Source organism: Clostridium hydrogeniformans DSM 21757 (assembly GCF_000686705.1).
GTDB classification, from domain to species: Bacteria; Bacillota; Clostridia; order Clostridiales; family Clostridiaceae; genus Clostridium_Z; species Clostridium_Z hydrogeniformans.
The window spans coordinates 451,374-475,066 of the sequence record NZ_JMLJ01000003.1 but is presented as its reverse complement, the minus strand read 5'-3'; the positions used below and the strand labels follow the sequence as shown (position 1 = coordinate 475,066).

Annotated in this window: 12 protein-coding genes and 1 riboswitch; of the genes, 7 read left to right on the top strand and 5 right to left on the bottom strand. The window is 30.2% G+C overall.

Going from position 1 to position 23,693, the window contains the following annotated elements:
- Positions 1 to 236: 236 nt before the first annotated feature.
- Positions 237 to 1,316, bottom strand: coding sequence for a PRK06851 family protein (locus tag BR69_RS0101975; protein ID WP_027631677.1), 1,080 nt, complete (start codon positions 1,314 to 1,316; stop codon positions 237 to 239).
- A gap of 419 nt (positions 1,317 to 1,735) precedes the next feature.
- On the opposite strand from BR69_RS0101975, the gene BR69_RS0101970 reads away from it, so the two are divergent.
- Positions 1,736 to 3,565, top strand: coding sequence for an LTA synthase family protein (locus BR69_RS0101970; protein ID WP_034849074.1), 1,830 nt, complete (start codon positions 1,736 to 1,738; stop codon positions 3,563 to 3,565).
- A gap of 226 nt (positions 3,566 to 3,791) precedes the next feature.
- On the opposite strand, the gene BR69_RS0101965 is transcribed toward BR69_RS0101970, so the two are convergent.
- Entirely contained in the window at positions 3,792 to 4,970 is a 1,179-nt protein-coding gene (locus BR69_RS0101965; protein ID WP_027631675.1) for a cation diffusion facilitator family transporter, read from the bottom strand.
- Between the two features lie 376 nt (positions 4,971 to 5,346).
- A riboswitch (Lysine riboswitch) is annotated at positions 5,347 to 5,592 on the top strand.
- A gap of 148 nt (positions 5,593 to 5,740) precedes the next feature.
- On the opposite strand from BR69_RS0101965, the gene lysA reads away from it, so the two are divergent.
- From lysA to BR69_RS0101950, 3 genes are all read left to right on the top strand, one after another.
- Entirely contained in the window at positions 5,741 to 7,045 is a 1,305-nt protein-coding gene (gene lysA / locus BR69_RS0101960; RefSeq protein ID WP_027631674.1) for a diaminopimelate decarboxylase, read from the top strand.
- 146 nt (positions 7,046 to 7,191) lie between these two features.
- On the top strand, positions 7,192 to 8,493 hold the full coding sequence (locus BR69_RS0101955; protein ID WP_027631673.1) for a M18 family aminopeptidase: 1,302 nt from the start codon (positions 7,192 to 7,194) through the stop codon (positions 8,491 to 8,493).
- Between the two features lie 231 nt (positions 8,494 to 8,724).
- Complete coding sequence (locus BR69_RS0101950; protein WP_027631672.1) at positions 8,725 to 17,295, top strand: glycoside hydrolase family 94 protein; 8,571 nt, start codon at positions 8,725 to 8,727, stop codon at positions 17,293 to 17,295.
- Between the two features lie 198 nt (positions 17,296 to 17,493).
- Here the strand turns inward: BR69_RS0101950 and BR69_RS0101945 are convergent, their stop codons facing one another.
- Positions 17,494 to 17,694, bottom strand: coding sequence for a hypothetical protein (locus tag BR69_RS0101945; RefSeq protein ID WP_027631671.1), 201 nt, complete (start codon positions 17,692 to 17,694; stop codon positions 17,494 to 17,496).
- A gap of 183 nt (positions 17,695 to 17,877) precedes the next feature.
- On the opposite strand from BR69_RS0101945, the gene BR69_RS0101940 reads away from it, so the two are divergent.
- Entirely contained in the window at positions 17,878 to 18,252 is a 375-nt protein-coding gene (locus tag BR69_RS0101940) for a desulfoferrodoxin (RefSeq protein ID WP_027631670.1), read from the top strand.
- Between the two features lie 215 nt (positions 18,253 to 18,467).
- On the opposite strand, the gene BR69_RS0101935 is transcribed toward BR69_RS0101940, so the two are convergent.
- Positions 18,468 to 20,060, bottom strand: a complete 1,593-nt coding sequence (locus BR69_RS0101935; protein WP_027631669.1) for a peptide chain release factor 3 — start codon at positions 20,058 to 20,060, stop codon at positions 18,468 to 18,470.
- A gap of 64 nt (positions 20,061 to 20,124) precedes the next feature.
- Positions 20,125 to 20,703, bottom strand: a complete 579-nt coding sequence (locus BR69_RS0101930) for an AAA family ATPase (RefSeq protein ID WP_027631668.1) — start codon at positions 20,701 to 20,703, stop codon at positions 20,125 to 20,127.
- Positions 20,704 to 21,003: 300 nt separating this feature from the next.
- Here BR69_RS0101930 and yidA point away from each other — a divergent pair, with 300 nt between their 5' ends.
- Both yidA and BR69_RS0101920 read left to right on the top strand, forming a co-directional pair.
- Positions 21,004 to 21,810 (top strand): sugar-phosphatase, encoded by an 807-nt coding sequence (gene yidA / locus BR69_RS0101925; protein ID WP_027631667.1) that lies wholly within the window; start codon positions 21,004 to 21,006, stop codon positions 21,808 to 21,810.
- 354 nt (positions 21,811 to 22,164) lie between these two features.
- Positions 22,165 to 23,544, top strand: coding sequence for a radical SAM/SPASM domain-containing protein (locus BR69_RS0101920; RefSeq protein ID WP_027631666.1), 1,380 nt, complete (start codon positions 22,165 to 22,167; stop codon positions 23,542 to 23,544).
- Positions 23,545 to 23,693 lie beyond the last annotated feature (149 nt).

The window sequence follows — 23,693 nt, the reverse complement described above, 5'->3', positions numbered from 1 at the left end:
ATAAGTTAATATATATGACATAAACTATTCTATGGTGATTATTAAATAATAAAAAGTTTAAAAGCAAGAACAAAATTATATAGTTTAAAATAAATAGGAGTGAAAATTCCTTCACTCCTAGGGCAGTAGATATTTGTAATACCAAAAATAGCTACTGCTTTTTATTATATAAATTATTATTTTTATAGTAAATTAATGGTTCAAGAACGCTTATCTCAGATTTAGATTCTGTTTACTTAAGCATAGTTTTCTATTTTTTTTATTAAATTATCTGTAATGATTTGAACCTTATGAAAGTCTATATTAGGAACATAGTAGGTCTCTAATTTATCATGAAGGGTTTTAGCTTCTCTTATAGAAGATAGTGCCTTACCTATTAGGAAATAAAATTGATTTTTATCAAAATCTATTTCTTCCTTATCTTCTTTACTATAAGGGGAGAGTAGAGCATCCATATTAATTTTAGTGGAACTTTCAGTGGACATTGAGTTTATTTCATTACTTGAGAATATGGCTAAAGAAAGAGTAGGAATAGCTATGTTCTCAATTCTTTCAGGGATAAATGGATCATGATAGTATTCTACATATAACCCTCTTTTAAGTGCTTCATCTCCTAAGAATTTTAAAACTTCAGTCTTACCAGTACCAGGAGCTCCCTTTAGTACATAAGATTTTTCATAAGACTTTCTATGATCCTCTTTAAAAGAAACTATACCATTTGGCGTAAATGCTGTTAGGAACAAATGGCGTTCACTTCCACTTCCTTGAATACTTATATTGTTAAAAATTTCATTTTTCAAGTTTTCTTTTATTAAATTTATTTTATCTTTATTTTTATAATTTAAGTTATAATTTGTCCAATCTTCATGAATATTTCTTGCAGCTCCTAAAAATCTATATGATCTTTTAAATTTAGAACTAATTGAGGTACAGGTGTCTATTATATCATTTTTAACTTTAGAAAAACCCTCTTCTCTCCAACAATCTCCTAAATTTATAACCTCATCTATAGCTCCAGGATATACTGGATCCATTGTATGAGGAGCAGTGGCATCTAATATAGCAACCTTAAGTTCTTTTATTACCACACCATCTATAGAATTATTATCAGAAGAGCAGTGATGAAACTCAACTTCATACCCTTTTTCTGAGAAATGATTTCCTATGGTTTTCATTAAAGTAGATTTACCAGTACCAGGACCACCTTTTAAACATATAATTCTTTTGGCTGTTTTAAGTTCAAGTATATATCTAAAGTGAGAGTAAAATCCAATAGAAGTGTTTCCTCCAAGGAAAAAATGTTTTATATCATTCATGCTATATCTCCTTTCTACTTACTCAATATATAATATGTTTTACATTTATTATAAGTTACTAATATTTCTTCCATATATACCAGTTATACTTACGGTGCTCTTTAGAGTAAGAAAAATATTTTTGTAGAACATAAAGTATAGAAGGAATCTTCCTTCAGATGATGTTATTTCCACCATCTGAAGGTTAGATAAGCTCATCTAGGGTTGTGGCAACTGTGTTATTCCACACCTTTTAGAGGATGGGGGTGTTACAGCTTCTATCCATCAGATAAATGTAAGGCTTCAGGTAAAATTATTATTGACTTATTACAAGATTATAATTAAAGATTAAAGTTTTCTTAATATTAGTGGGTTTGTTATATATGATAATAAAAATATGTTATAATTTCATAGTGAAAATCAATGAAGGAAGGTTGTTTATGAGAAATTTTAAATTTAAACAATGGTTTAAAAAACTAGATAAGTTATTTTTCTTATTTGGAATATTTATATGGCTAAAATCCTTATTATTTCTTGCATTACTTCATGGCAAGGATTCAGCTACATTAAATATTTCAAGAATGTATTTTTCCCCACCTCCAACCCTTTCTCACATATTATTTATAGTAATAATTATGAGTTTTGGATTTTTATTTTATGGTAGGGGAAGGATAGCTTATTACATAAGTATTAATTTGTTATTTTCCTTACTTCTTATAGGAGATTTAATTTACTTTAGAGCCTATGGTGGATTTTTAACCTTTAGCCAAGTTATGGTTCCAGCATCATTTAATCCATCTAATAAAGCTCTTTTAAGCTATTTACATTTTATTGATATATTATTCTTTTTAGATATAATTTTAGGAATAGTGTACTTTATTAAAAGAAGTCATGTTTATAAGGGAACCTTTAAAAATATAAAAAAGAATATATTAGCTTTTGTTATGATATTTTCTTTATCTACAGGAGCTATATATTTAGAGCATTATCTTATAGATGTTAAGGATGTTACTAAAGGAAGTATGTTATTCTTTAAGGTATGTTGGGCACAGTTTCAAACTATGTCTAATATGTCCCCAGCAGGATATCATATATATGACATTTATCTTCAATTCGCAGATAATAAAACAAAGAATCTTACAAGTGAAGAAAAGGATAATATAGACCAATGGTTTAAGGATAAAAAGGAAGATGTAGAGGATAATGAACTTAAAGGAAAGTTAAAGGGGAAAAATCTTATATTCCTCCAAATAGAGTCTTTGGAGAATTTTGTTATAGGAGATAAGGCCTTTGGAGAAGAAATTACTCCTAACATAAATAAAATATTAAATAACAGTTTGTATTTTAATAATATATATGAGCAGGTTAATAACGGAACAAGTTCTGATGGAGATCTTCTATCTGTAACATCTGTTATTCCAGTAAGAGAAGGAAGTACAGTATATAGGTATCCTAATAATACTTATAATTCTCTTCCGAGTATGCTAAATGACATGGGTTATAATACTATATCTACTCACCCAGAAAAGGCATATAATTGGAATTGGAGACCTAATCATAGATCCTTTGGCTTTAAAAAGTCTTGGGATATAAATGATTATGTTATAGATGAAGAAATAGGACCAGGGCTTTCTGATGGATCATTTTATAGACAAGTTATGGAAAAATTAGATAAGGAAAAAAGTCCATTTTTCTTACATGCAGTTACCTTAACTAGTCATGGACCTTTTGATGTACCAAAGAAGGAAAGACTATTAAATTTACCTAAAGAATTTGATGAAAGCATAATGGGATCTTATTTTCAAAGTATAAATTATGTGGATAGGCAAATAGGAAATCTTATTAATATGCTTAAGGAAAGAGATATGTTAAAGGACACAGTCCTTGTTATATATGGAGATCATACTGGAGTTCACAAGTTTTATCAAGATAAGTTAAATAACATAAATGGTATGGAGGATAGATGGAAGGAAAAAGATTTAAAAGTTCCGTTTATAATATATAATCCAGAACTTAATGGAGAAACTCGTGATATAATAGGTGGTCAGGTTGATATGATGCCTACTGTTGCATATGTTATGGGAATACCAGAAGAAAAGTTCCAAAATACTGCTATGGGAAAAGTTCTTGTAAAGTCTAAGAAAAACTTCACCGTACTTAATTATGGGGAAATAGTTGGAACCCCATCTTCTAAAAAAGAGGAAGAGCATATGAAAAATTCTATTTCTATTGGAAATAAGATTTTAGAGAGTAATTATTTTAAAAAATAATATACTTAAAATTAATGTAGTATATAAGTAAAATTATTTTATAAATAATGATATAGGGTTTTAACTTTAAAGTTAATTTATCCATCTGGCTAAATCAAGACAAGTCAATGGTATTTTTAATGGATAAGTTAATTGATTATATTAAAACTCTATAACTAAATTTAGTTTAAATCATTTATTACTGAAATATATAAGAAAAGGCATAAAAGTTAAACTTTTATGCCTTTTAATGTAGGTAATCCTCATCTATAGTTATTATGCAATTATAGTTTGGATATATTTCCTTTACCATGGAGGTTATTTCTTCTATAAGTTCTCTATCACTCATGGTTCTTTTCTTCCTATTTGAGTCAACTACCACATCGAAGATTAGATTCTTTTTCTCACCTTTTCCAACAACTCTAAAGTCATGCATAGATTTTATAAGAGTATGCTGATTTAATATTCTAAGAAGCTGATTTTCAGTTTCTATAACTTCTTTGTCGTCTACATTTATAGGATCCATGTGTATAACAAGATATAATTTAAGTTTTTTAGAGACTTCTTTTTCAGCCTTATCAATTACTTCATGGATAGTTATTATAGAAAGATTAGAGGGTACTTCAGCGTGGATTGAAGCCATAATCCTACCAGGCCCATAGTTATGAATTATTAAATCATGAACCCCTATTATATGTTCATAGCTTAGAACCTCATCTTTTATGTTTTTAACAAGAACAGGGTCAGGAGCTTCTCCAAGAAGGGGATTCAAAGTATCTTTAACTAAGGTGTATCCAGAGTAAAGAATCATAAGAGAAACAATTACTCCTATATAACCATCTATAGGGAAGGTTGTAAACTTTGAAGATATTAATGATATTGCAACACAGCTAGAAGTTATAACATCACCTAAAGCATCAAAGGAAGCTGCCTTTAAGGCCGATGAATCTATTTTATTTCCTATAACACTATTAAATCTAGAAAGCCATATTTTAAAGACTATAGATATAAGGATTAGTATAAAAGGAATAAGTTCAAAAGTTACAGCAGTTGGATTTAAAATTCTCTCTATGGAGGATTTAGTAAATTGAAGTCCAACTATTATAACCATAAAAGAAACTATCAGTGCAGAAATATATTCAAGTCTTCCATGACCAAAGGGATGTTCCTTATCTGGAGGCATGGTAGATAATTTGAAGCCTAATATGGTTATTAAAGAAGAAGCAGCGTCAGATAAATTATTAAAAGCATCTGCTGTAACAGCAATACTTCCAACGATTAGACCTACAAAAAGTTTTACGAAAAACAGCAAAAGATTAACTATTATTCCAATTATACCAGCTAAAAAGCCATATTTAGTTCTAGTTTTTTCATTAGAAACATTAGTATCCTTTATAAAAATTTTTATAATTAAATTAGATAGCATAAAGCCCTCCTTTTATATATTTTGAGTTTAATAAGAAGTGATAAATTTCCTACTAAACTTAAAGCTTACCTAGTAAATATTATATTTAATCTTTTATGATTTTATATTCAAAAATATAGTAAGTATTAATAAGATTAACATAAGATTTAAGTAATAATTTTATTATATATCTTAGAATTATAGTATATGTTTAAAATATATAAACAAATCATTTTAATAAATGATTTGTTACTACTGGGCATTGAATTATTATAACATATCACTAATATAGTTCCAATATTATCCGAGGATAAATGAATAATTCCATAAAAACTGTTGACATAAGTAATGGAATATCATAATATAGTATTAAAATTAAAGAGTATTATAAGTTGTTACCTAGGGTAGAGGCGCTTTAACTAAGAGTATCTTTAAGGAGTAGGCATACTTTGAATTGAAGAGAAGGGAGTTAAAGCCGAAGGATTAATTTTGCAAAGGTTAGTCCTGGGATTATGGAGAATATCCATAATACTGTCACTATAAACCTTAGCTTTAAATAAGAACTTTAATTAGTCTAATGTTTGTTAGTCTAACTTAAAACTTATTTTAGCTATAAAGGAAATAGTGTTGAGCTACAGAGGTACACCGTTTATGTTATATTGCTTACGTAAGTGAGAATATGACAAAGGTGTTCCTTTGTCATATTCTTTTTATTTGCTCAAAATTATACAGTAGCTTTGAGTAAATAAATCTTTGGTAACCAATGAGTAAAATAGAAAGGGGTTATTATTATGAACTTACATGGATCAATGAGCATTAGAAATAACAATCTTTATATAGGAGAACTAAACACCTTAGACTTAGCTAGGGAGTTTGGAACACCACTATATGTAATGGATGAGGAGCTTATAAGAAAAAATTGTAGAAGATATTTAAAGGCGATGAAATATCAAAGGGGAAACAAAGTTGCTTATGCAGGAAAGGCCTTTTTAACCATAGCCATGGCACAAATAGTTAAGGAAGAAGGGTTATGTCTTGATGTAGTATCAGGAGGGGAGCTTTACACTGCCTACACTAGTGGATTTCCTATGGAGAAGATTTATTTCCATGGAAATAATAAGACATTAGAAGAGATACACATGGGACTTAAGTATAACGTTGGAACCTTTGTAGTTGATAATTTTACAGAACTTGATAATATAAATAGATTATGCGAAAGTTTAAACACTAAGCAGGATATTATTTTAAGGGTTATTCCAGGGATAGAAGCTCATACTCATGATTATATAAAAACTGGACAGGTAGATTCAAAATTTGGTTTCTCTCTTCTTGAAAATAACTTGTTTAGGTCCATAGAAAAGATTTCTACCTTAGAAAATATAAATTTAAAGGGGTTACATTGTCATATAGGGTCACAAATTTTTGAAATAGAGCCTTATAGGGATTCTGTAAGAATTATGATGAATCTTATAAAAGAAATCAAAGAAAGATTTAATATAGAGCTTAGGGAATTAAACCTTGGAGGAGGATTTGGTATACATTATAGTTCAGAAGATAAGCCAAGGGAAATAGAAGAGTATTGTGAGGCCATATTAGAAGAAGTAGAATCCTATTGTAGTGAGATAGGTTTTAGAGCTCCTAAAATAATTATAGAACCAGGTAGAAGTATAGTAGGGAACAGTGGAATTACACTGTACACAATAGGCGGAGTTAAGGATATTCCTAATATAAAAACCTATGTTTCAGTAGATGGAGGAATGACTGACAATATAAGACCTTCATTATACAGTGCAAAGTATGAGTGCTTAATTGCTAATAAGGCAGAGGACACAACTAAAGGATCAGTTACAATCTCAGGAAAGTGCTGTGAATCTGGGGATGTATTAATAAATGATATTATTCTTCCAAAGGTTCAAACAGGAGACACTCTAGCTGTAATCTCTACAGGAGCTTATTGTTATTCCATGAGTAGTAACTACAATAAGATACCAAAGGCTCCAGTAGTGATGGTAAGATTTAATGAAGCAAAGCTTATTTGTAAAAGAGAATCTTATGAGGATATGCTAAGGAATGAATTAGGACTAAGGGCAATTTAAAGAATGGTTATCTATTATAGAGAATATAAAAGGTTTTTATAATTTAAAATAAATTACTTAGAAATTTTAAGTAACTTTATGAATATACTACCCCCTAGAGTTATGGTACAATTAAATTACGTATCATAATTATAGGGGGTACTTATATGAATAATGAATTACAATTAGCTAATGAATTAATAGATTTTTTATATGAAAGTCCTAGTGCCTTTCATGCAGTGGATAAATTAAAAGCTGTTTTAAATGAAAATGGTTTTAATGAGCTTAAAGAAGAGGACATGTGGGCTTTAAAGGCAGAAGGAAAATATTATGTAACTAAAAATGATTCTGCTTTAGTTGCTTTTGTAGTGGGAAAATCATCTCCAGCAAAGGAAGGGTTTAAGCTTATAGGTGCTCATACAGATTCACCTACATTTAGAATAAAGCCAAATCCAGAAATGGTATCAGAAAATATATATGTTAAGTTAAATACTGAGGTTTATGGTGGACCTATACTAAACACTTGGCTTGATAGACCTTTATCTGTAGCAGGTAGAGTTAGTTTAAGAAGTGATAATCCACTATTCCCTAATAATAGACTTGTAAATATAAATAAGCCAATATTAATAATCCCTAACCTAGCAATACATATGAATAGGGAAGTTAACCAAGGGGTTGAGTTAAATAAGCAAAAACATACTCTTCCTTTATTATCTTTAGTAACAGAGGAATTAGAAAAGGATAAGTATCTTTTAACTACTTTGGCTAAGGAGTTAAATGTAGATATAGAGGATATAATAGACTTTGATTTATTCCTTTATGAATATGAAAAAGGAACAGTAATGGGACTTAATGATGAATTTATATCTATGGGAAGATTAGACGATTTATCTATGATCCATGGTGGAATCAAGGCTCTTATAAATTCTAATGTAAACAAAGCTACTAATGTTATGGTGTGCTTTGATAATGAGGAAATTGGAAGTGCTACAAAACAAGGGGCAGATTCTAATATGCTAGCTAATATATTAGAAAGAATAGTTCTTTCTTTAGGTGGAGATAGACAAGATTTCTTTAGAGCTTTATCAAAGTCATTCTTAATATCAGCAGACCTTGCTCATGCAGCTCATCCAAACTATGGTGAAAAGCATGATCCAGTAAATAGACCTGTTATAAATAAGGGACCAGTTATAAAGATCAATGCAAATCTTGCATATACTACAGATAGTGATTCTGCTGCTGTATATAAAGAAATATGTAAAAGAGCAGGAGTTCCAGTACAAGAATTTGTTAATAGATCTGATGTGAGAGGAGGATCTACCATAGGACCTATATCTTCAACTCATCTTAATATACGTTCTATAGATATTGGAAGTCCAATCCTTGCAATGCATTCTATAAGAGAGTTTGGTGGAGTTAAGGATCATTATTATATTATAAAATCCTTTGAGGAGTTTTATAACTTATAGGATTAAAAACTTTATAGTACTTAAAAATAAGGAGAAGTGATTATCACTTCTCCTTATTTTTATATCTCTATACTTTCTATATAATTTAAATTTAATGTGGTAGCTAAGCTTCACAATAAGTGTAATTTCTACCTTTAGAGTATAAAGTATAAAACATAAGGTTTCAATGGTACATATTTTCGTAAAAGTTGGTAAAAATATAAGATAGTAAACTAGAAAGGAGTGTACCATATGCTTTTTGTTTACATAGGTCTTTTAGGATTATTTATAGCTTTTTTAGGATATTTAATGGTAAGAGAGAGGGAAGGAAATGCTATAAACTTTAAAGGAGAAGAGTTAAAAGATATGAATGTAAAAGAACTTTATGATTTAGGGGAAGAGTTATCTAAAAATGAAGACTTAGGTTATTGTAATAAGAAAAAAAATACTCTTATTGAGAGTGTAAAAAAAACCTATAAAAATATAGTTAAAAATCATCATTATTTAGAATCTCTTTATAAGAATAATGTAAAGCTATCAGGGGGGGCCCAATGGCTTTTAGATAATATCTATCTTATAGAAAAAGAATATAAAAATGTTATTTTAAATATGCCAAATAAATATTATCATAACCTACCATGTAGGGATAATGGAATAGCTAGAATATATACAATTTGTAGTACTTTATTTAATAATAGCCATGGTAATTTAACAAAAGAAGGAGTTAAATCTTTTATAGATGGTTTTACAAAGAATACATCTTTAACCTTAGGAGAACTTTGGGCAATACCCCTTATAATGAGAGTAATAATATTAGAAAGAATTAGATTTATTTCAGAAGAGGTATGTAATTTAGAAAAGGAAAGAATTAATGGGGAGAATCTGTCAAGATATATTATTGTAGCACTTAAGGAGGAAGAGATAAAAGAAGAGATAGATAGGTTTAAAAGAAGAGATGAAAAATTCACCTATACTATGGCAGAAAGCTTTTTAAGAGTTATAAAAGATAGTGGAATTGAAAATGAGGAAGTATATTCTGCAGTAGAAGGAAAATTAGGGATTAAAAGAGGGGAGCTTTATAAGGTAATCAGTAATGTAAAGACTGAAGAGATTAAATTTGAAAGGGAACTAGGAAATGATATTAACTCTTTAAGGTTTATAGATGGTTTCAATTGGAAAAACTTTGTGGAGAGTATAAGTGCTGTTGATAAAATATTAAGAAAGGATCCTAGTAATACATATGTAAATATGGACTTTGAAACTAGGGACTATTATAGACATAAGATAGAAGAACTATCTAAAAGAAGCAAAGTTAGTGAAGAAAAAATCTCAACCATTCTTATAAATCTTGCTACTAGTAAAAAGGGAAGGGAATCTCATATTGGATACTATTTAATTGGAGAAGGGAAGGATGACCTTTATAGTGAGATAAATATTAAAAAGAGCTTTATGGAGAGAGCTTCTTTAAAACAGAAGCTAAGACTTTATAGATTATCTATACTAGCTATGATGGTTTTAATTGGAACATTTTTAGTCCTATTCTTAAAGGATGAGGGCAGAGGATTAGGATCATTTATATTATTAAAAGTATTATTAATAATACCTATAAGTTATATAGGTAAAACCTTTATAAATGTTTTATTTTTAACCTTTATAAAACCTCATTACATTTCAAAATTATCAATGAATGAGGGAATAGATAAAGAAAACGCCACCTTAGTTGTAGTACCAACAATCCTTAATAGTGTGGAAAGAACAAAAAAACTTATGAAAGACTTAGAGATATATTATTTAAGTAACAGAGAAAAAAATATATATTTTGCACTGTGCAGTGATTTTGAAGATAATCATAGTGAAACCTTAGAAGGAGATTCAGAGATTATAAACACAGGATTAAATGTAGCAAGATCTCTTAATTATAAATATGGAGACAAATTTCTTTTTTTACATAGAAAGAGAGTTTTTAATGAGAGAGATAAGATATATATGGGCTGGGAGAGAAAAAGAGGTAAGATTCTAGAGCTTAATAAGCTTTTAAGGGGAGAGAATAATACTACTTACGAGTATGGAACAGAGTTTATAAAATCCCTACCTAAAATAAAATATGTAATAACCTTAGATAGTGATACAAAGGTTCCAATAGGTACTTTTAAGAGGTTAATAGGAGCTATGGCCCATCCTTTAAACTATAATTATGGTATTATGCAGCCTAAGATAGTGGTGGATTTAGAAAATGCATATGCCACAGAGTTTTCAAAACATTATGTAATGGATAAAGGAATTAATATGTATTCTTCTTTATCCTCAGAGATATATGAAGACTTATTTAATCAAGGAACATTTACTGGTAAAGGTATATATTCAGTAGATAAATTTTTAGAAACCTTAGATAATAAGGTAAAAGAAAATACTATGCTTAGTCATGATTTAATAGAAGGTGAACTTTTAAAAACAGCATTTTTAAGTGACACACCTTTAGTAGATGGGTTCCCTATTTATTATCATTCCTATGCTATGAGAAATCATAGATGGATAAGAGGAGATGTGCAAAATATACCTTGGGTCTTTAGAAAAGAAATTAAAGCCTTAAGTAGATATAAGATATTAGATAATATTAGAATGGCTTTAGTATATCCAAGTATATTAATTAGCATATTAGTAGCTCTTTTTGTAAAGCCTTTTTATTTAGAAGGATTTATTGCTTTCTCCTTATTTAGTATATTGACTCCACTTATAGTTAATATATTTAATTTAAAAAATTATGGGGTTATAAAGAAGTTTAAGCAGTGCTTTTTAATGTTTACTTTCTTTATTCATGAAAGTTATTTATCTTTAAATGCTATTATAAAGAGCTCATACAGAATGATTATTTCAAAGAAAAAGCTTCTAGAGTGGCAAAGCGCTTTTTATGTAGAGAATAGTGGGAAGAATAAGCTTGGAGATTATATCAAACTTATGTATCCATCCCTTGTAATAACTTTAGCTATAGCATATTTATGTTATAGGGATTCTCTCTCATTACTATACTTTATGCTTATCCCTATTACACTATGGTTACTTAGCCCCTTTATAGCTTATGGTTTAAGTAGTGAAGGAGAAAATAATAGATTGCAGCATGTAGAGAAAGAAGATGAAGAGTATTTAAGAAAGCTAAGTAGGAGAGTATGGGCTTATTTCGAGGATTTTGTGAATGAGGAAAATAATAGTTTAGGACCTGACAATTACCAGGGAGACCCTATGAAGGGGATAGCTCATAGAACCTCTCCTACCAATATTGCTATGACAATAAGTAGTAACAGCTGTGCCTATGACCTAGGGTATATAGGAATATATAGTTATACCTATAGACTAAGAAAGACCCTACATGCCTTAGAAAATCTTGAGACTCTAAATGGTCATTTTTATAATTGGTATGATACTTTAACCTTAAAACCATTAGAACCTAAATATATATCTACTGTGGATAGCGGAAATCTTTTAAGTTATATATGGCTTACAGAGAAAACCATAGAGGAATATATGAAGAACCCTTTTATTAATTCAAATTATAAAAAAGGGTTAGAAGATACATTAAATCTTGCTATGGAAGAACTAAGTTTAAGTGGATATTTTGAATCTTTCAAAGAGGAACTTAATAGAAATCTTTCCTTATGTGAGTATAAACAGCTTCTTATGGATATAAGAAGTAGATGTAAAGAGGTAGAAAAGATAGAAGGAAAGACCTATTGGGTGGATAAATTAAGGGTAAATGCTACTACATATATAAAGGAATTACAAATAATCGCCCCTTGGACTGACCTATGTAGTATTAAAAATTCACTTTTATCTAGAAGTCTTAAGTCGGCATTATTAAAAACTCCTTTAAAAGATATAGTAGATGAGATTAATAGGATTATTGAAGATAATAAGGAAGAGCTTAGTTATAATAGTGAGCTTAGAATTCTTATAAAAAGAGGTGTAAAATCCTTAGAAAAACTTAAAATTGATATTAATGATATTTTAGACAGGTTAAAAATCATAGGAGATAACATGGACTTTTCTATGCTATACAATAAAGAGAGAGGATTATTTTCTATAGGTTATGATGTTAATAATAAAACATTAAATAATTCTTACTATGATCTTATGGCATCAGAAGCTAGGGTGGCTTCTTATGTAGCTATAACTAAGGGAGATATTAAAGAAGATAATTGGTGGAATTTAGGTAGAACTTTAACCCCTATGGGAAGAGGACGTGGACTTTTATCATGGAGTGGAACCATGTTTGAATATTTAATGCCTCTTATAATACTAAAGAATTATGAGGGATCTCTTTGGGATGAAACTTATAAGGGGGTTGTGGAAGAACAAATTTATTATGGAGAAGTAAAGAAGATACCTTGGGGAATATCTGAAAGTGGATATTTTCATTTTGATAATTCTATGATATATCAATACAGAGCTTTTGGTATACCTAAGGCAGGATTAAAAAGAGGATTAGAGGATGATACTGTAATATCTCCTTACTCCACTATAATGGCTTTGATGGTAGATTATAAAAAGGCTATAAAAAATTTAAAGAATCTAGAAGAAAATAAGGCTTTAGGTCTTTATGGTTTTTATGAAGCTCTTGACTATACAAAAGATAGGGTGGCAAAAGGTAAGGATTTCTCTATAATAAAATCCTTTATGATACATCATGAAGGTATGTCTTTAATGAGTATTGTTAATGTTTTGAATAAGAATATATTTAGAGAAAGATTTCATAGGAAGGAAGAGGTCATAAGTGGAGAACTCCTTCTTCAAGAGAACACCTATAAGGAGATAACATTTTATAAAGAGAGAGTTAAAGAGGAAAAAGTTCATCATAAGGAGTTACCAGAAATAATTATTAGAAATTATAATACTGGAGTCACAGAATTTCCAGAAAGCGTAGTATTATCTAATGGAAGTTATCATACTATGATTACCAATAGTGGAAGTGGATTTAGTAAGGTTAAGGATATGAATCTTTATAGATGGAGCAAGGATTATATAAATGATAATAAGGGTATGTTTATATATCTAAGAGACATGAGCTCTTCTGAATATTGGAGTGCAACCTTCCAACCAACAAAGGTAGAGGTAGATGAGTATAATGTAGATTTTACATTGCACAAAGCAGAGTTTAGGTCTAAGTATAGGGAAATAGATACTAAACTTTCTGTAGCGGTTAGTAATGAAGAGAATATGGAGATTAGAACATTAACCATTGATAACAATACAAAAGAGGATAGGATTATAGAAATTACCACTTACTTAGAAGTAACTTTAAATACTCATGAGGGAGATATATCCCATAAAGCTTTTAGTAATCTTTTTATAAGGACAGAATCCTTTGAAGATAATGTTCTGTTAGCTCACAGACGTCCTAGAGCTAAGGGACAAAAGAAACCTTATATATTTCAAAAGATGTTATTTCAAGGGGAAAAAATAGGGGGAATAGAGTATGAAACTTCTAGGTTAAACTTTATAGGCAGAGGAAATGATGAAGATAATCCAAGGGTAATGAAACGTGAAATTCCTCTTGAAAATAGTGAAGGAACTGTAATTGATCCTATATTTAGTCAAAGGATAAGAATAAAAATACCAAAGGGCGAAAAAGGAAAAGTATATATTCTTATGGGGACTTCTGATACTAAGGAAGATGCTATAAATATATGTAATAAATATTCATCCTTAGATATATGCAGAGGCATATTCAATGAAGCACATAATAACTCTTTAGGAGAACTTTCCTACATAGGACTTAAGTATAAACAGGCATCTCTTTATCAAATGTTATGTAGTAGAATATTGTATACTAATAAGGACATAAGGAGAAGAGAAACCTATATAAAATCTTTAAGTAAGCATCAAAAGGACTTATGGTCCTTTGGAGTATCTGGAGATTTACCTATAGTGACATTAAATATAAAGGATTCAACTCACCTTGACATAGTACGTCAATGTGTTCAGTGCTATGAATATCTAAATAGAAGAGGAGTGGAATTTGATCTTTTAATAATAAATGAGGAAGGCTTTAGTTATAATATGCCCCTTCAAGGAGAGATTTCTAAGGTAATAAATAAATATTCTTCTATGGATAATGAGAGATTAAGGGGAAAGGTGTTTCTCCAAAGCTATGACAACTTAAAAGAAGAAGGAGTAAGTTTTATAAAGGCCATAAGTACCTTGTATATAGATGGGAAAGAAGAGGATGCATTTTTCTCCTTATTATTTAAAGGAGAGGATAATCTAACCTATAACTTAAGAGGACTTCCTAAGGAGGTATATAAAAATTCTCCTATAAAAAGGGATAATACAAGGGAGATACCTTTAAGGTGGAAGAGAGAAAAGTATATGGCAGAAATAGGGGAAGAGTTATGGGGAAAAGATGAAAATGGAAATAATAATACATCAACAGGGTATGATACAGGAACATTAAAATTCTTTAATGGCTTTGGTGGATTTAATGAGAAAGATCATTATGTAATGGTATTAAAAAATAATAATAATACTCCAGCACCTTGGATAAATGTAATAAGTAATAAAAACTTTGGATTTCATATATCAGAAAGCGGTTCTAGCTATACATGGTATAAAAACTCAAGGGAAAATAAGTTAACTCCTTGGAATAATGATTTTATAAGTGACACCTTAGGAGAAGCTTTATTTTTAAGGGATGAGGATAGTGGAGAGGTATTTAGCGTTACTCCAAAGCCTTTAAGAGATAAAGAGGAATATATAATAGAACATGGATTTGGCTTCTCTAAGTTTATTCATAGTTCTAATAATATAAAAGGGGAATTAACTTGGTTTACTCCTTTGGATAATAGCCTTAAGGTAGGAATAGTAAAGCTTAAAAATTTCCAAGGAAATAAGAGGAGGATATCTTTAACCTATTATAGCAATTTGATTTTAGGGGTAAATGAAGAAGGAGTTCATAAAACCATATCTACCTACTATGATGAAGAAGGTGAGTTTATATATGGTAAAAATCCTTATAGTGAAAAGTTTGGGGATACAAATTGTTATTTGAAAATCATAGGTGGAGAAGATATTAGTTATTGTGGAGATAGAGAAGACTTTATAGGTAGGGGAAGAAACTTAGATTTATCCTTATCTATGGAAAATGAGAAACTAAGTAATAAAGTGGGAGCTGGCTTTGATTCTATATTAAGTTATAGAACTTCCATAGATATAGAAGAAAATGAAGAAAAGATTATAACCATTATAATGGGTGCAGATGAAAGGATAGAAAACATAAGAACCTTACTAAAGGAATATTCCTCTATGGATTTTCTATTAAATAAGCTAGAAGAGGTGGAGAATCATTGGATAAGGGTCTTAGGAACCTTTAAGGTAAAAACTCCAGATGAAAGCCTAAATATTTTAACCAATGGATGGCTTCTATATCAAGTTATAAGCTGTAGATATTATTCAAGGACTGCCTTTTATCAATGCGGAGGTGCTTATGGATATAGGGATCAGCTACAGGATGTCTTATCCATAGGACTTGTAGACTCAAGTATTACTAGGAAACAAATAAAGCTAAATGCTTCAAGACAATATGAAGAAGGGGATGTACAACATTGGTGGCATCCAGTGGTAGACTCAGGAATAAGAACAAGGTTTAGTGATGATTTGTTATGGCTTCCTTATAGTGTTATAGATTATATAAATAATACTGGAGATTATAGTATTTTAAAGGAGGAAGAGTATTATTTAAAGGATTCTCCATTAAATAAAGGAGAGGACGAGAGGTATTCCCTAACCAATTACTCAGATAAAAAGGGGACCATATATGAACACTGTATTAAGGCAATTGATAGAAGCTTAAACCTAGGAGAACATGGTATACCTCTTATGGGATGTGGTGATTGGAATGATGGCATGAGTACCGTTGGAAATAAAGGGGATGGTGAGAGTGTATGGCTTGGATGGTTTCTTTCTTACATACTAAAATATTTTTCGGATATTTGTAAAAGTATGGGAGAGGAAGAAAGGGGAGAAAAATATTTAAAGTTTAGGGAAGAAATTTTAAATAATATAGAAGAGAATGCTTGGGATGGAGCTTGGTATAAGAGGGCCTATTTTGATGATGGGACACCGCTAGGCTCTATTGAAAATGAAGAGTGTTCTATTGATTCCTTGCCACAAAGTTGGAGCATAATCGCAGAGGGAAGTAATAGAGAGAGACAGATAAAGGCCATGAAATCTGTAGAAGATTATTTGGTAAATCAGTTAAATGGAATGATTCTTCTTTTAGCACCTCCTTTTGATAGTTCAAAATTAGAACCAGGATATATAAAGGGATATGTGCCAGGAGTACGTGAAAATGGAGGACAATATACCCATGCAGCTCTTTGGGTTATAATGGCCATAGCAAAGCTTGGGAATATAGATAAGGCCTTAGAACTTTTACAGATGATAAATCCTATAAATCATACTTTAACATCCATGGACTGTGAAAAATATAAGGTAGAACCCTATGTAATAGCTGCAGATATATACATTAAAGAGCCTCATGGAGGAAGAGGAGGGTGGAGTTGGTACACTGGAGCAGCTTCATGGACATATAAAGTTATACTTCAGTCTATCTTAGGGTTAAAGCTTATTAAAGGAGAAGGTTTTACTATAAATGTAAATATGCCAAGTGGATGGAATGAATACTCTATTGTGTATAAGAAAAATCAGGATGAGATATATAATATAACAGTTGTAAGGGGAGAGGAAAAGGGGATATATGTAGATACTAAAATACTACAACAGGATATTATATATTTTAGTAAGGGAATCCATGAGGTTAAAATAATTATTTAGAAAAAGGTAATCCAAAAATCATTGTTTTTGGATTACCTTTTTAATTTTTTTAGAGATTTTATAGTTCTGTTCCCATATAGAAGGAATCTTCCTAGGGATGATGTTTTTTCACCATCTGTAGGTTAGATAAGCTCATCTAGGGTTGTGGCAACTGTTATCCTCCACTGGGGGTGTTACAAGCTCCTAGCAATCAATAAATTAATCTTCAAGCTCTTCCATGACATGGGTATAGTCAAACTCTTGATAAGCAATATTATTAACTACCACATCATCAGTTACATTATCAGGCATTCTACTATAGGTCTTTCTATCCTTAGAATAACTTCGAAGATTCCTAGGTTCCTGTTCTAAATAATCTCTTTCCTTTGGAAGATAAACTTTAGTTTTGTTATTTTTCATTATAATCACCTTCCTTAATAAATAGTTTTACTCAAGGAATAAAAAATATAACAAGTAATAAATGGGGGAGATAATTAATAATAATTATTAATAAATAGTAAATTTTAGACATATACTATTAAACTTTATACTATATTTTGGTATAATAGAAATATAAATAAAGTTTGTTAGGAGGAGTTTGTAATGTCAAAGTTAAATGAAGTGTATAAGTGTGAAACATGTGGACATATGGTAGAGGTGGTTCATCCATCAATGGCAAACTTAGTTTGTTGTGGAAAGCCAATGACTCATTTAGTAGAAAATACAGTGGATGCAGCTAAAGAAAAGCACGTTCCAGTTATAGAAAAAATAGATGGTGGAGTTCTTGTAAAAGTAGGATCAGTAGAGCACCCAATGGAAGAAAAGCACTACATTGAGTGGATAGAAGTAATCACTGAGAATAAGGTTTATAGAAAACACTTAAATCCAGGAGAAAAGCCAGAAGCTAAGTTCTTAATAGAGGAAGAGATTATATCAGTAAGAGAATACTGTAATCTACATGGACTTTGGAAGGCTTAATATATAAGAGATAAGCATTTATCATAAAGAGGTTTGTTTAATAAGACAAGCCTCTTTATTTTTTTATTAGGAAATTTAAAATCTATTTTATAAAGTTTAGTGATTAATTGGTATTAGTATATTTAAAAAATTTATTTTTAATTTTTAAAAAGGTTAGTTTGAAATTAAAAAAATAATAAAAACCAGATTATTAGTCTGGTTTTATTACTTTAAAATTATTCAGTTTTACCAATATCAGATAATACAAGACCTTTATTATGGTCTAAAGCCCAACTTATCCCCCAATCACTTTGGAATATAAGAAGATTTCTATCCTTAAGATCCTTAACTTTTTTAGTATCAGAGGTTACACTTAAGGAATCCATATCAATATCGGTATTTTCTATCCATCTAACATGACTATAAGGAAGTCTATCCATTTTAATTTCTACATTATATTCATGGTTAAGTCTATATTCTAGAACCTCAAATTGTAGAACACCTACTACTCCAACTATGATTTCTTCCATTCCTACAAAATGCTCTTTAAATACCTGAATAGCACCTTCTTGAGCTATTTGAGTAATACCTTTTACAAATTGTTTTCTTTTCATAGAGTCTATTGGTCTAACCCTTGCAAAATGTTCAGGAGCAAAGGTTGGAATTCCATCAAATTTGAATTTCTTTGGATTTTTACATAGGGTATCTCCAATGCTATATATACCAGGATCAAAGACACCTATTATATCTCCTGCATAAGCTTCATCCACTATTTCTCTGTCTTGAGCTAAGAATTGTTGAGGCTGAGCTAGTTTAACCTTGCTTTTGCCTTGAACGTGGAATACATCCATTCCCTTTTCAAATTTTCCAGAACAAATTCTCATAAATGCAAGTCTATCTCTATGTTGAGGATTCATATTAGCTTGTATTTTAAAGACAAATGCTGAAAATGGTTCATCAAATATATCTATTTCACCTATATCTGAGTTTCTAGGAGTAGGTGAACTTGTAAGAGTTAAAAATTTCTTTAAGAAGGCTTCTACTCCAAAGTTTGTTAAAGCACTTCCAAAGAATACAGGAGTTAAGTCACCAGAACGTACTTTTTCTATGCTAAATTCATCTCCGGCATAGTCAAGAAGTTCTATATCTTCCTTAAGTTTTTCATGAAGATCACTTCCTAAAAGATCTGTGAAGGCAGAGTCGTCAACTGATCCTGTTACAGTTTCTACTTCTGTTTGACCATGATTTCCACCGTTAAAAACTAATACATTATTGGTTTCACGCTCAAAAACACCTTTAAAATGAGCACCAGAACCAATAGGCCAATTCATAGGATAGGACTTTATTCCTAGCTCATTCTCAATTTCTTCTAAAAGCTCAAAGGGGTCTTGAGATTCTCTATCCATCTTATTTACAAAAGTAAATACAGGTATACCTCTTAAAGCACATACTTGGAATAATTTCTTTGTTTGTGCCTCTATACCTTTAGCTCCGTCAATAACCATTACAGCACTATCTGCTGCCATAAGAGTTCTATATGTATCTTCACTAAAGTCCTGGTGACCAGGGGTATCTAGTATGTTTATACAGTAACCATCATAGTTAAATTGCATAACAGATGAAGTTACTGATATACCTCTTTGCTTTTCTATTTCCATCCAGTCTGATACAGCGTGCTTAGAAGATTTTCTAGCCTTTACAGAACCAGCAAGTCTTATAGCACCTCCGTATAAAAGAAATTTTTCTGTTAGTGTAGTTTTACCTGCATCTGGGTGGGAAATAATAGCGAAGGTTTTTCTTTTCTCTATTTCTTTCATTAAATCACTCATAATTAACCTCCTATTATATAGTATATGCCTAACCCTTATATTATAATTCTATTGGGTATAGAAGTTAAGCATCTTTCTTCACATTTTCGTCTTCAACGTCTAATATTTCAAGAATTTTTTTGCTTCTTTCTTTAGTTTCACCACTTACAATTGTATAAGGTATTCTTTCTGCATCTAAAAATCCTTTTATGTTAGAATCTACATCTTTAGCCATATCTTCATCTTGCCATCTAATACCATCTTGCTTATAACCAAATTCCCTTGGTACGAAGAAAATGTAATCATATTTATTTATATCCCTTAAGGCTAGAGAATAGAGATCTTTTATTATTTCTATTTCCTTAATACCTTTTTCTTTAAAACCAGACATATATCTTGCGTATATATATGGAACAAATGTTGCATAGTCAGTTAAAGCATAATCAAAGCTATTTAATGTATTTTCAAGAAGCATTTGACCTAAGTAAATACCGTATTGCTCTGATAAAGTTTCTATAGGACCTTTGTCTCTTAGATACTCAGTGCTATACTCAGTAGCCATACCAACATTTAATCCTTTAATTTTCATATCAACATATAGTTGTTGAATAAGAGTAGTTTTGCCACATCTTGGGCCACCTAAAATAGCTATTCTAATAGGCATAGTTTTGTAATCCTCCATTAAAAACATTTTTGGCTAGCATATGTTATCCTCTAATTTCAACTAGAAGATAACAGCTACTAGCCAGTTAACGTAGTAATTATAACAGTTTATCACAAAATTTTCAATTGGAAATAATTTTTTTAGGAAAATAGAAATAAAAGGAGTTATAAAAAGATAAAAACATTTTCAACAATAAAAAACAAATTTAAACAAGGACTGAGGAATAATTACAAATTCAAAAAAGGTGTTATAATACTTTTTGTGAGTTTCGGTGAAGAAAACCATGCTGGAGGTGTTTTTATGTACAAGCTTATAGCTTTAGATATGGATGGAACTACTTTAAATAGTGAACATTTAATATCAGATAGAACAAAACATGCAATAAAGAAGGCAAGGGAAAATGGTGTGAAAGTAGTTTTAGCTACAGGAAGACCAATGGCCGGAATAAAAAAGTACTTAAGTGAATTAGATATGATGGAAGAAGGAGACTTTGCCATAACTTATAATGGTGCCTTAGTACAGAATACATATTCTAAGGAAGTTGTAAGTAAAACATGTTTAAAGAAAAATCACTTAATGGAACTTTATAAAATAAGCAAGCATTTAAATATTAATATACATGCTTTTACTAAAGATGGATGTATAACTCCTAAAATGAGCAAATACACAGAATTAGAAGGAGCTATAAACGAAATACCAGTAGAAGTAGTAAAATACGAAGAATTAGATGAAGATACAGATATACTAAAGATAATGATGATAGATGAACCAGAAAAATTAGATAAAGCAATAAATGAACTACCAGAGGAGTTATACTCCAAGTATACAATAGTACAAAGCGCTCCTTACTTTTTAGAATTCCTTGATAATAGGGTTAATAAAGGAGAAGGAGTTAAGAATCTAGCACAGAGTCTTAATATAAGTAAAGAACAAGTTATATGTATAGGTGATGCTGGAAATGATCTTCATATGATTGAATATGCAGGTCTTGGTGTTGCTATGGGCAATGCATTTGATGAACTAAAAAGCTGTGCAGATTATATTACAAAAACTAATGATGAAGATGGAGTTGCCCATGTCATTGAAAAATTTGTGCTAAGCACATAAATAAGCTAAAAAGCTTTCGAGCTTTTGATAGATATATATATAAAACCATAACCCCCTAGGCTCGCCATTTACCCCATGGCGAGCCACTTTTTTATACTGACTAGTCATATATTGCCATTTAAGTAAATAATATATTAGCAAGTGACTCTTAGAGAATTATGTAATTTTAAAAACCTTATTTAATATATAGAAAGTGATAAAGATTTTTTAAAGACTTTATGATTATAATATCTAATATTATTAAAGATATAAAAAGTGTAAAGCCTATTACTAGTTCACCTAGGATTCACATTAGGTAAAATTCCATTTGAATTGAGATTTACTTTGCTATATTAAAATTAGGGGGATGATATTTTGAGTTTTAAAGAAAGTATTGAAAAAAATTCAAAGGAAGTCGTAACAGGAGCCATATGTGATATTATTGATAGGAATCCAGAGAAAAATATTCAAAAGATATTTACATTAACTAGACTATTAGCAAAGGATAAAGATTCAAAAGAAGCTATAGAAAATGTTGAAAAGTACTATAAGGAAGAGGAGAGTACAAGAAATTTTATAAACTCCATATTAAAAGACACCGATAAAAATTGTTTAAAAAAGTTCTTTAAAAATTTTTTAGCTAATGCTTTATGGAGTGGTATTCCTAAAAGGGGAAAGTGGCTTGAAAAAGAGGATACAAAGATTCCTTTTGTATTATTAATAAGTCCATCTATGAGATGTAATTTAAGATGTACTGGGTGTTATGCCGCAGAGTATGATAAAGGTCATGGTCTTACTTATGAAGAGGTTGATAAGATTGTGGGAGAGGCTAGAGACCTTGGAATACATTTTATTATAATATTAGGTGGAGAACCATTTTTTGTGGATTTTATGTGGGATATTTATAAAAAGTATAGCGATATAGAGTTTGTTGCATTCACCAATGGAACTTTGTTCTCTGAAGAGGTAGGAGATAAAATAAGAAACCTTGGAAATCTTATACCTATGTTCTCTTTAGAAGGTTTTGAGGAGGAGACAGATAAAAGGAGAGGAAAGGGAACCTTTAACAAGGTAATGAATGGTATGGACATCTTGAAAACTAGGGGAATACCTTTCGGAGTTTCATCAGCAGTGGCTAGGAATAATGCAGAGGTAATTACATCTAGTGAATTTATAGATATGCTTATAGAAAAAGGATCTAGGATGAGTTGGTATTTTATATATATGCCAATAGGAGATAACCCTAATATTGATATGATGCTTACCCCAGAACAAAGAATTAATTTAGGAAGAAAGTCAAGAGAAATAAGGAATAGTAAGCCCTATTTTACTATTGATTTTTTTAATGACGCTCCTTATGTAGGTGGGTGTATAGCAGGAAAATATTATTGTCATATAAATTCAGAGGGAGATGTAGAGCCTTGTATTTTTGCTCATATTGCTGTAGACAATGTGAGAGATAAGAGTTTAATAGAAGTCTTTAGAGGAGAATTATTTAAGGAGCTTAGAATGAGACAACCTTATAATAGTAATATGCTAAGGCCTTGTATGATGATAGATAATCCTAGGGTAATAAGGGAAGTGGCGAAAAAGTGTAATGCTTATGCTACTGATAAAAGTTTAGATAATATGATTAATGACAGAGGTTTTCAGAAGAAAATTGAAAAGGTTGCGGAGGACTTTGCTCCTTATGCAGAAAAAGCTTGGAAGGAAGACTTTAATTGTAGGGGAAATGAAGAGTTTATTAAAGGATAGGACCATGGTTTATAAGTGGTAATATAGTTAGGTACTGTGAATTACTTGTAAATTATATTCGTCTATTATTAAAATATAGGTATAAATCTATAAGTTTAAAAGCTATACAGAAATTAAAAACCTGTTTTAGGGAATATTATTAAAGATAT

Coding starts and splice junctions, on each gene's coding strand:
- BR69_RS0101975 (WP_027631677.1), bottom strand. CDS start 1,316: ATGAATGATATAAAACATTTTTTCCTTGGAGGAAACACTTCTATTGGA.
- BR69_RS0101970 (WP_034849074.1), top strand. CDS start 1,736: ATGAGAAATTTTAAATTTAAACAATGGTTTAAAAAACTAGATAAGTTA.
- BR69_RS0101965 (WP_027631675.1), bottom strand. CDS start 4,970: ATGCTATCTAATTTAATTATAAAAATTTTTATAAAGGATACTAATGTT.
- lysA (WP_027631674.1), top strand. CDS start 5,741: ATGAACTTACATGGATCAATGAGCATTAGAAATAACAATCTTTATATA.
- BR69_RS0101955 (WP_027631673.1), top strand. CDS start 7,192: ATGAATAATGAATTACAATTAGCTAATGAATTAATAGATTTTTTATAT.
- BR69_RS0101950 (WP_027631672.1), top strand. CDS start 8,725: ATGCTTTTTGTTTACATAGGTCTTTTAGGATTATTTATAGCTTTTTTA.
- BR69_RS0101945 (WP_027631671.1), bottom strand. CDS start 17,694: ATGAAAAATAACAAAACTAAAGTTTATCTTCCAAAGGAAAGAGATTAT.
- BR69_RS0101940 (WP_027631670.1), top strand. CDS start 17,878: ATGTCAAAGTTAAATGAAGTGTATAAGTGTGAAACATGTGGACATATG.
- BR69_RS0101935 (WP_027631669.1), bottom strand. CDS start 20,060: ATGAGTGATTTAATGAAAGAAATAGAGAAAAGAAAAACCTTCGCTATT.
- BR69_RS0101930 (WP_027631668.1), bottom strand. CDS start 20,703: ATGCCTATTAGAATAGCTATTTTAGGTGGCCCAAGATGTGGCAAAACT.
- yidA (WP_027631667.1), top strand. CDS start 21,004: ATGTACAAGCTTATAGCTTTAGATATGGATGGAACTACTTTAAATAGT.